Below are 1,349 nucleotides of genomic sequence, written 5' to 3'. Positions count from 1 at the left end.
GAACTGTAGTCCGCGCCCTGGTTGCGGTAATGGAACAGGCTGATATTCCAGTTCGGCGCCATCGACGACAAAAACTTCATCAGCGCGCCCGGCCGCTCCGGAAACTCGAAACGGAACAGACGTTCGTCGTGGGCCAAAGGCGAGCGGCCGCCGACCATGTAGCGGATGTGCTGCTTCGACAGTTCGTCGAAGGTCAGATCGACCGTGGCGAAGCCATGCGCCTCGAATGCATCCGCGATCTGCGCCGATTCGCTGCGATTCCTGATCTGCACGCCGACAAAGATATGTGCTGAATTCGCGTCCGCAATCCGGTAGTTGAACTCGGTGACGCTGCGCGTGCCCACCAGTTCGCAGAATCGGCGGAAGCTGCCGCGCTCTTCAGGGATCGTCACGGCGAACACCGCCTCACGCGCTTCACCGACTTCCGCGCGCTCGGCCACGAAACGCATGCGGTCGAAGTTCATGTTCGCGCCGGACGTGATCGCGATCAGCGTCTGGTTCTCGATGCCTTCGCGCTCGGCATACTGCTTCGCGCCTGCGACGGCGAGCGAGCCGGCCGGCTCCAGCACGCTGCGGGTGTCCTGGAACACGTCCTTGATCGCGGCACACAGCGCATCCGTGTTCACGATCAGCACGTCGTCGAGATATTCGCGGCACAGGCGGAAGGTTTCCTCGCCGACCAGCTTCACCGCCGTGCCGTCCGAGAACAGGCCTACTTCATTTAACGTCACCCGTTCGCCGGCCTTCAGGGAGGCCGCCATCGCGCACGAATCATCGGTCTGCACGCCGATCACCTTGATCTCCGGGCGCACCGATTTCACGTACGCGGCGACCCCCGCGGCGAGGCCTCCGCCGCCGATCGGCACGAAGATCGCGTGGATCGGGCCCTGATGCTGGCTGAGAATCTCCATCGCAACGGTGCCCTGGCCGGCGATCACGTACGGATCGTCGAACGGGTGAACAAACGTAAGACCGCGTTCTTCCTGCAGCTTCACCGCATGTCCGTACGCGTCGCTATAGGACTCGCCGAACTGCACCACTTCGACTGTCGCGCCGCCATGCGCGCGCACCGCATCGACCTTCAACTGCGGCGTGGTCACCGGCACGACGATAATCGCCTTCACGCCCATGCGCGCCGCCGACAGCGCCACGCCCTGCGCGTGATTGCCCGCCGACGCGGTAATCACCCCCCGCTCCAGCGCGTCCGCCGGAATATGCGCCATCTTGTTGTACGCGCCGCGCACCTTGAACGAGAACACCGGCTGGTTGTCCTCGCGCTTCAGATAAACCGGATTGCGTAGCCGTGCCGACAGATTCGGCGCGCGTTCGAGTTCGGTCTCGCGGGCCAC

General features: G+C 63.9%; 1 protein-coding gene. It reads right to left on the bottom strand.

The features are described from left to right. Positions 1 to 1,349, bottom strand: a 1,349-nt coding sequence (gene ilvA, locus PQR40_RS38930; RefSeq protein ID WP_408511277.1) for a threonine ammonia-lyase, biosynthetic, incomplete at both ends; no start/stop codon positions are given.

Origin of the sequence: Paraburkholderia sediminicola (genome assembly GCF_046026855.1) — a bacterium.
In the GTDB taxonomy this organism is placed as follows: Bacteria; Pseudomonadota; Gammaproteobacteria; order Burkholderiales; family Burkholderiaceae; genus Paraburkholderia; species Paraburkholderia sediminicola_A.
This window is presented reverse-complemented; position numbering and strand designations above follow the sequence as displayed.